Source organism: Cyanobium sp. BA20m-14 (assembly GCF_024346295.1).
Genome location: NZ_JAGQCR010000148.1, coordinates 1 through 7,830, shown reverse-complemented (window position 1 = coordinate 7,830; position 7,830 = coordinate 1). Strand labels below are relative to the sequence as shown.

The following is a 7,830-nucleotide window of genomic DNA, read 5'->3' as shown; positions in this document are numbered from 1 at the left end:
GCCATGCTCGAACCCGGCAGCCAAGCGATGGACACCTTTGGAAGGCAGCTCCTGGAAGCCGGCAGTCATAGTCGCTCCACATTGATGAGTTTTCCTTCGGGCCATGCTGCTGTGGCATTTGGCTTGGCGGCTTCCCTGGGTTGGTATTTCCCGGCGGGTAGGCCTGCCTTCATCGCTTTGGCGATCCTAGCGAGCCTCCAGCGCCTATTCAGCGGAGCACACTATTTAAGTGATATCTGCATCGGTGCGGCCCTAGGGCTGGTTGGGGCTTGGTTGTGCATGCCCAAACCGCAGGCTCGGGATTTTGAGCCAATGGGCTAGGAAAAGGCCGGTGACTGAGCCCACCAAGGCCCCCAGGTAGATGTCGGTGGGGTAATGGGCCCCACTTACCACCCGGGTGAGCCCGCAGCCCACTGCCATCACCAGGGCCGGCCAGCGCAAACGGGGAAACAGAATCACCAGGGCCATGCTCCCGCCAAAGGCCACGGCCGCATGGGAGCTGGGTAGGCCGAGCCCACTGCTTGACCAGGGCCGATCGGTGAATGGGCGGAAAACATAGGCTTTCAGCTGGGAGGGCCTTTCGCGGCGCAGGATTATTTTGAGCAGCTCGGCCCAGGCACCACTTAGGGCTGGGCTGAGCAAGATAAAGGCGCTTTGTTTGGCGCGATTGGGTTGGTCGTTTCCCCTGCAACTAATAGCTAGGGATATCGAAAAAAGGAGCCAGGGCCATAGGCTCCCCCAGATTCGAAATAGATAATAGAGATCGCCCTTCAGCAAGCTGCCCAGGCTGCCAAGTGTCTTGCCAAGGCTGAAATCAACCAGTGTCAGCATGGCCAATCCCAGCAGGCCCAGGCCGGCGAGCACGATTAGTTGTCTGGCAGATGGTTGCAATCGCATGGCTGTTCAGAAATACACGTCTAAGAAATACACATATTAGAAATACACATCCACGCTGCCTCTGCCGCTGGTTTTGAGCCAGTTCTGGGCCTCGATGTAGTTGTTGGGGGCCAGGCGAATGGCCTTGGCCCAGAAGTCGGCCGCCTGGTCGAAGCAGCGGTCGGCCTCATCGGCGTCACCCTTTTCTTCGGCGATCGAGCCCAGGTGGTGATGGATAACGGCCAGATTGTTGAGGGCCTGGGGCATCTTGCTGTTGAGATCGAGGGCCTGGCCGTAGAAATCAAGCGCCTTGGCATGGTCGCCATTGCTGGCGAAAACCAGGGCCATGTTGTAAAGAATGAAGGCCCGGTCGTTGGGGTCGTCTTCGAGGGTGAGGGCTTCCTCGTAGTTCTCCAGAGCTTCTGCGTATTCGCCATCGGCCTGGGCGCTCATGCCATCGCGGTAGTAGGCGAAGGCCTCCTTGGCCCGCCGGTTGGTGGGCAGCACCTTGAGGATCAGGTCGGCCATCACCGTGAAGCTCTTGTCGATGAAGTTGTCGTTGCGTTGGCTGCGGGGCACGGGGGAGGGGATGGGCTCGTTGGTGCCCATCCTGGCCGATCTCCCTAGCCTGGGCTGATCTGAACAGCGCCGGCCTTGTCTTCGCTTCAGGAGCCCCCCCTGCTGGAGCCCCTCCTTTTCGAAATCGAAGGCATGAAGTGCGGCGGCTGCGTGCGGGCCGTGGAACAGCGCTTGCTGGGCCAGCCCGGCGTGCGCCAGGCCAGCGTCAACCTGCTCACCCGCACCGCCTGGGTTGATGTGGTTTCCGCGGAGGCCAGCCAGGCAGCCCTGCTCCATTCCCTGGCGGGGCTTGGCTTCCAGGCCAGGCTGCGCCCCAGCGATGCTGAGCTGCCCAGCCGGCGGCAGCGCCTGCAATCCCAAAACTGGTGGCAGCACTGGCGCCAGCTGGTGGTGGCCCTGGGCCTGCTGCTGGTGTCGGTGCTGGGCCACCTTTCGCTGGCGGGGCTTGGGGCCCTCTGGATCCATGCCCTGGTGGCCACGCTCACCCTGGCGGGGCCAGGCCGGCCGATCCTGGTGCGGGGAGTACAGGCCGCCCTCGCCGGCCTGCCCAGCATGGACACCCTGGTGGGTCTGGGGGTGATCAGCGCCTACCTGGCCAGCCTGGTGGCCTTCCTCTGGCCCCAAACAGGCTGGCCCTGCTTCTTCAACGAGCCGGTGATGCTGCTGGGCTTCGTGCTGCTGGGCCGTTTCCTCGAGGAGCGGGCCCGCTTCCGCACGGGTCGGGCCCTCGAAGAGCTGGCCGAGCTCCAGCCCGACACCGCCCTGCTGCTGCTGGGCGAGGGGCCACCCCGGCCGGTGCGGGTCGGCGGCCTGCGTCCAGGCGATCGGGTGCAGCTGTTGCCGGGGGATCGGGTACCGGTGGATGGGGTGGTGCGCCAGGGCTCTGGGGCTGTTGATGTGTCCGGCTTGACTGGCGAGCCCCTGCCCCTGGCGGCCATTGCCGGCACCGAGCTCTCAGCCGGCAGCCTCAATCTGGATGCCCCCTTAGTGCTGGAGGTGTTGCGCCGCGGCGCCGACAGCGCCATTGCCCGCATCATCCACCTGGTGGAGCGGGCCCAGGCCCGCAAGGCCCCGATCCAGGGGTTGGCCGACCGCCTTGCCGGCCGCTTCACCCTGGTGGTACTGGCCCTGGCGCTGGCCACGTTGCTCTTCTGGTGGCTGCTGGGCACCCAGCTGTGGCCCCAGGTGCTCCAGCCAGCTCCCCTGGCTGGCGCCCACGCTGGCCACCCCATGCTGGCGGTGGCGGCCGAAACCCCCTTTGCCTTGGCCCTGCAGCTCTCGATTGCGGTGCTGGTGGTGGCCTGCCCCTGCGCCCTGGGGCTGGCCACACCGACGGCGATCACGGTGGCGATGGGCCGGGCCGCCCGCGGCGGGCTGCTGTTTCGGGGCGGGGATGCGATTGAAACCGCCGCAGGCTTGCGGGCCATGTTGTTTGACAAGACCGGCACCCTCACCCGGGGCCGGCCGCTGGTGACAGCGGTTGAGCCCCTCCAGGCCGCCAGCTCAGACCGGCTGGTGCAGCTGGCCGCCAGCCTGGAGGCCGGCAGCCGCCACCCGCTTGGCTTTGCCCTGCTGCAGGAGGCCCAGCGCCGGGGCCTGGAGCTGCTGCCGGTGGCTGAGGCCCACAGCTGGGCCGGTCAGGGGGTCAGTGGCCGCATCGAGGGTCAGAGCCTGCGGGTGGGTCGGCTGGCCTGGCTGGAGGCCTCACCCAGCCCGGAGCTGCTGGCCCGCCAGGCCCTGCTGGAGTGCCAGGGCGCCAGCGTGCTGGCCGTGGGCGGAGAGCAGGGCGTGCTGGGGCTGGTGGCGGCGGCTGACCAGCCGCGCCCCGATGCCGCCGGGGTGCTCACGGCCTTGAGGGCCATGGGCCTGCAGCTGGGTCTGCTCAGCGGCGACCGGCGCGAACCGGTGCAGCAGCTGGGGGCCAGCCTCGGCCTGGCGGAGGCGGAGCTGGGCTGGGAGCTGCGGCCCGAGCAGAAGCTGGAGAGAATCCTGCAGCACCCCGCCCATGGCGCCCTGGCGATGGTGGGGGATGGCATCAACGATGCCCCGGCCCTGGCCGCGGCGGATCTGGGCATCGCCGTGGGCACCGGCACCCAGATCGCCCAGGACAGCGCCGGCCTGGTGGTGATGGGCGATCGCCTTGAGGGCATCGTGGCGGCCCTGCGGCTGGCGCGTCGCACCATGGCCAAGGTGCGGCAGAACCTCGCCTGGGCCTTTGGTTACAACCTGATCGTGCTGCCCCTGGCGGCCGGCGTGTTGCTGCCGGGCTACGGGGTGTTGCTGACCCCTCCCCTGGCGGCGTTGCTGATGGCGCTGAGTTCGATCACGGTGGTGGTCAATGCCCTGCTGCTGCAGGATGGCCTCCAGGATCTCCGCTGAGTGCAGGTGGCTGAGCCGGCAGGCCCCTCCCGGGGCCGTTTTGTGGTGCTGGAGGGGATCGATGGCTGCGGTAAGACCACCCAGCTCGAGGCCCTGGGCCGCTGGCTGCCGGGGAGTGGGTTGCTGGCGCCAGGAGCGGAGCTGATCATCACCCGGGAGCCCGGGGGCACGGCCCTGGGCACGGCCCTGCGCCAGTTGCTGCTCCATCCCCCCGGGGCGGCGGCGCCGGAGCCGATGGCAGAGCTACTGCTCTATGCCGCCGACCGGGCCCAGCATGTGGAGCAGTGCATTCGCCCAGCCCTGGCGGCGGGCCACTGGGTGCTGAGCGACCGCTTCAGCGGCTCCACCGCCGCCTACCAGGGCTACGGCCGGGGCCTGGATCTGGCCGCCATCGCCCAACTTGAGCAGCTGGCCACCGCCGGGTTGGCCCCGGATCTCACCCTCTGGCTGGAGTTGCCCCTGGCCGAATCCCTGCGCCGGCGCGCCAGCCGCGGCGCCGATCGGATCGAGGCCAGTGGCGAGGCCTTTCTGCAGCGGGTGGTGGCTGGCTTTGCGGCCCTGGCGGGGGAGCGCGGCTGGCGGCGGCTCGATGCCAGCCAGTCGCCCGAGCAGGTGGCCGCAACCTGCCGCACCTTGCTGGCCAACCTGCCGTGACAGGCCTGTTTGACCACTTGGTGGGGCAGGGGCGGGCGGTGGCCCTGCTGGCGGCCAGCCTGGACCAGGGCCGCCTGGCCCCGGCCTATCTGTTTGCGGGACCAGATGGGGTGGGGCGCCGACTGGCGGCCCTGCGGTTTCTGGAGGGGGTGCTGGCCGGGCCGGCGGGGGATGGGGCCGTGCGGCGGCGCCTGCAGGAGGGCAACCACCCCGACCTGCTCTGGGTTGAGCCCACCTATCAGGAAAAGGGCCAGCTGGTGCCGGCCTCAAAGGCCGAGGAACTGGGCCTGGCTAGGCGGGGGGCGCCCCAGCTGCGGCTCGAGCAGATCCGGGAGGTGTCCCGTTTTCTGGCCAGGCGGCCGGTGCAGGCCCGGGGCTGCCTGGTGGTGCTCGAGGGGGTTGAGGCGATGGCGGAAGGGGCGGCCAATGCCCTGCTCAAAACCCTCGAGGAGCCAGCCGATGGGCTGCTGATCCTGATTGGGGCGGCCCCCGACCGGTTGCTTACAACGATCCGCTCCCGCTGCCAGAGCGTGCCCTTCACGCCCCTGACCCCTGAACAGCTGGCCCTGGTGCTGGAGCGCTGCGGCGAGCCGCCGCCCAGCCAGGACCCGCCGGAATTGCTGGAGCTGGCAGCCGGATCGCCGGGGGGCCTGCTGCATTGCCGCCAGGTCTGGGAGGCCCTGCCGGCGGGCCTGGCGGAGCGTCTGCTGGCCCTGGCGGCGTCGGCCGATCCCCTTGAAGCCCTGGGCCTGGCCAGGGATCTGGCCGAGGCCCTCGATGCCGAGCAGCAGCTCTGGCTATTGGGCTGGTGGCAGCTGGCCCTCTGGCGCCGCCAGGCCCCGGTCGCGCACTTGCAGCGGCTGGAGCGCCTGCGCAGCCAGCTGGGGGCCTACGTTCAGCCCCGGCTGGCCTGGGAGGTGGCGCTGCTGGAGCTGGCCAGCTGGGCATCGCTGGGGAGCTCGAGGCAGTAGCCGGCCCCGTAGACGGTTTTGATGAAGCGGGGTTTGCGGGGATCGGGCTCGAGCTTGGTGCGCAGGTGCCTGACGTGCACCCGGATCGTCTCGATGTCGTCGTCCGGTTCGTAGCCCCACACCTCCTTGAGAATCATCGAGGGCGCCACGGTCTGGCCGTGGCGCTGCAGCAGGCAGTGCAGCAGCTCAAATTCCAGGTGGGTGAGCCGCACCGGGGCGTCAAACCAGATCGCTTCAAACCGTTCCGGCACCAGGGTGAGGCAGCCGTAGCTGAGGATCTCGCTGTGCTGGCTGGAGGGAGGGGCGTGCTCGCTGCGTCGCAGCAGGGCCTTGACCCGCACCATCAGCTCCTCCAGGTCGAAGGGCTTGGCCAGGTAGTCGTCGGCGCCGGAGTTGAAGCCGCTCACCTTGTCTTTGACGCTGCCCAGGGCGGTGAGCATCAGGATCGGGATCTTGGCGGTGCGCTCATCGCGGCGCAGGCGCTGGCAAAGGGTGAGCCCATCCACCCTGGGCAGCATCAGGTCCAGCAGGATCAGGTCTGGGCCGTACTGGAGGGCTAGGGCCTGGCCCTTGATGCCGTCATCGGCGCGCTGCACGTCGAAGCCGCCATGCTCAAGGTGGCCGGCCACCAGCTCGCGCATGTCACTGTCATCTTCGATCAGCAGGATGCAGGGCTTCATGGAGTCGGGCGATTGATCAGCGATAGATCAGCGGTGGATCAATTGCTACCGCTGGCAGCAATTTCAACGCATTTTCTGCTTTTTTGCCCTTCGCCCGCCCGCCCGTCCCCAGGCAGGCGGGCGGCCTGGGCGGCTGGGGCCCAGCTGGGGTGAGCCCTCTGGGGCCCGGAGCGGCCCAGCTGGCCAGGGATCTTCAGGTTTTCTTCGCAGTTTTTTGTCGCACCGGGCCCAAAACTCCCAGCCACAAACTGCTTTCTTCAAAACGGTCAGACACAGGACAGCCAGCCACAAAAAAACCGCAACCCAAAGGCTGCGGCTGATCTGAAAACTCCCCGGGCGGGATTCGAACCTGCGACCAATCGATTAACAGTCGATCGCTCTACCGCTGAGCTACCGAGGAACGCTGAACTGCCGAAACCGGCTTGATGAACCTACCGGGTTGGGCCGCCGCCCCGCAAGGGGTCGAGCTGGACCGCCAGGCGGGGCCCCTGTTGCCAGCTGCCCACGGCCCCTTTCTCCATCAGGGCGGCCCCGTCACAGCGCTGCAGTTCCTCTAGCCGGTGGGTGATCCACAGGGCCGTAAGCGGCGCTTGCGGCTGGTGGCTGAGGCTCCACACCAGCTCCAGCACGGCCTGCTGGCTGGCTGGATCGAGCAGGGCCGTGGGCTCATCGAGCAGCACCAGGCTGGCGCCGCTGGCCAGGGCACCGGCAATGGCCAGCCTTTGTTTCTGGCCGCCGCTGAGGGTGTGGATCGGCCTCGGCCCAAAGCCCTCCAGGCCAACCTGGGCCAGGGCCAGAGCGACCCGTTCGCGGCGCTCCTCGCCGCTGAGGTTGGCGGGTAGATCCAGCTGCAGGTCGCTGGCGCAGCTGGGCAGCAGCAGCTGGTGATCGGGGTTCTGGAACACCAGCGCCACCTTGCCGGCGGCCTGGATGCGGCCACTGCGGGGCTCCAGCAGGCCGGCGATCAGCCGCAGCAGGGTGCTCTTGCCGCTGCCGTTACTGCCCACCAGCATCCACAGGCCAGGCGCCGGGATCTGCAGGTTGCAATGGCCCAGGGCGGGGCGCCCATTGGGCCAGGTGTAGCTCAGCCGCTCGACGGTGAGGGGAGGGGTCATGGAGCTGGGGGGAGGCGCCGCTGCCCTTCAGTTGTCGAAGCTGAAGCCGGGGCGCTTGCCACCACTTGCCACCGCCGATTTTTCGTAGACGGCCACGGCCACCACTTCACTGCTCAGCAGGCTGATGCGCTTGTCTTCCTCCTTTTCGCAGCTGAGCTCCAGCACCCTGGGGCCGGACCCCTCGAGGGCCTGGCGCACCTCGCCATAGAGGGCCTGGGCGTCGGCCAGCTCCCTGCGCTGCACGGCAACGGGCATGGGGCTGAGCTTGAGGGAGAGCTCGACGACGTACATGGTGGGGAATTGGGGAGCCCCCACTGTGGCGAATCCCGCCCCGCTTGGCGCCAGACCCTGAGTAGAAGTGCTCAGCCTCGGTACGGTTCCGCGCACTTGGCGACCGGGACCCGTAGGATTCGCGATGTAACGCTTCATGAAGCACGCCTCTCATGACTATCGCTCTAGGGCGCGCGCCACAGCGGGGATGGTTCGACGTCCTCGATGACTGGCTCAAGCGCGACCGCTTTGTCTTTGTCGGTTGGTCGGGCCTGCTCCTGTTCCCCACCGCCTATCTCGCCCTTG

At 68.0% G+C, this 7,830-nt stretch carries 9 protein-coding genes, 1 tRNA gene and 1 pseudogene; 5 read left to right on the top strand and 6 right to left on the bottom strand.

Going from position 1 to position 7,830, the window contains the following annotated elements; all coding sequences use genetic code 11:
• Positions 1-3: 3 nt before the first annotated feature.
• Positions 4-321, top strand: coding sequence for a phosphatase PAP2 family protein (locus KBZ07_RS16470; protein ID WP_396124067.1), 318 nt, complete (start codon positions 4-6; stop codon positions 319-321).
• On the opposite strand, the gene KBZ07_RS13045 is transcribed toward KBZ07_RS16470, so the two are convergent.
• Both KBZ07_RS13045 and KBZ07_RS13040 read right to left on the bottom strand, forming a co-directional pair.
• On the bottom strand, positions 253-642 hold the full coding sequence (locus KBZ07_RS13045) for a phosphatase PAP2 family protein (RefSeq protein ID WP_254932013.1): 390 nt from the start codon (positions 640-642) through the stop codon (positions 253-255). The two genes, KBZ07_RS16470 and KBZ07_RS13045, sit on opposite strands and share 69 nt — an antisense overlap.
• Before the next feature lie 291 nt (positions 643-933).
• Entirely contained in the window at positions 934-1,455 is a 522-nt protein-coding gene (locus KBZ07_RS13040; protein ID WP_254932014.1) for a photosystem I assembly protein Ycf3, read from the bottom strand.
• A 75-nt stretch (positions 1,456-1,530) separates the two neighbouring features.
• Between KBZ07_RS13040 and KBZ07_RS13035 the strand changes: the two genes are divergently transcribed.
• The 3 genes from KBZ07_RS13035 to KBZ07_RS13025 are packed head-to-tail and all read left to right on the top strand — an operon-like array spanning position 1,531 to position 5,459.
• Positions 1,531-3,834 (top strand): cation-translocating P-type ATPase, encoded by a 2,304-nt coding sequence (locus tag KBZ07_RS13035; protein ID WP_254932012.1) that lies wholly within the window; start codon positions 1,531-1,533, stop codon positions 3,832-3,834.
• Between the two features lie 6 nt (positions 3,835-3,840).
• Positions 3,841-4,488, top strand: coding sequence for a dTMP kinase (tmk, locus tag KBZ07_RS13030; protein ID WP_231596533.1), 648 nt, complete (start codon positions 3,841-3,843; stop codon positions 4,486-4,488).
• The gene (locus KBZ07_RS13025) at positions 4,485-5,459 is read left to right on the top strand and encodes a DNA polymerase III subunit delta' (RefSeq protein WP_254932011.1); all 975 of its coding nucleotides are present in this window, start codon (positions 4,485-4,487) and stop codon (positions 5,457-5,459) included. The genes tmk and KBZ07_RS13025 overlap by 4 nt, the downstream gene beginning before the upstream one ends.
• Here KBZ07_RS13025 and KBZ07_RS13020 read toward each other — a convergent pair.
• From KBZ07_RS13020 to KBZ07_RS13005, 4 genes are all read right to left on the bottom strand, one after another.
• Positions 5,384-6,139 (bottom strand): response regulator transcription factor, encoded by a 756-nt coding sequence (locus tag KBZ07_RS13020; RefSeq protein WP_254932010.1) that lies wholly within the window; start codon positions 6,137-6,139, stop codon positions 5,384-5,386. The two genes, KBZ07_RS13025 and KBZ07_RS13020, sit on opposite strands and share 76 nt — an antisense overlap.
• A gap of 328 nt (positions 6,140-6,467) precedes the next feature.
• Positions 6,468-6,539, bottom strand: a tRNA-Asn gene (locus tag KBZ07_RS13015).
• 31 nt (positions 6,540-6,570) lie between these two features.
• A complete protein-coding gene (locus KBZ07_RS13010) occupies positions 6,571-7,254 on the bottom strand; it encodes an ABC transporter ATP-binding protein (RefSeq protein ID WP_254932009.1) in 684 nt (227 codons plus the stop codon).
• A gap of 27 nt (positions 7,255-7,281) precedes the next feature.
• Positions 7,282-7,545 carry a hypothetical protein gene (locus KBZ07_RS13005; RefSeq protein ID WP_254932008.1) on the bottom strand — a complete coding sequence of 88 codons (264 nt, stop codon included), beginning with the start codon at positions 7,543-7,545 and terminating at the stop codon, positions 7,282-7,284.
• A gap of 152 nt (positions 7,546-7,697) precedes the next feature.
• Between KBZ07_RS13005 and KBZ07_RS13000 the strand changes: the two are divergent.
• Positions 7,698-7,830, top strand: a pseudogene (locus KBZ07_RS13000) (photosystem II D2 protein (photosystem q(a) protein)); the annotation flags it as partial.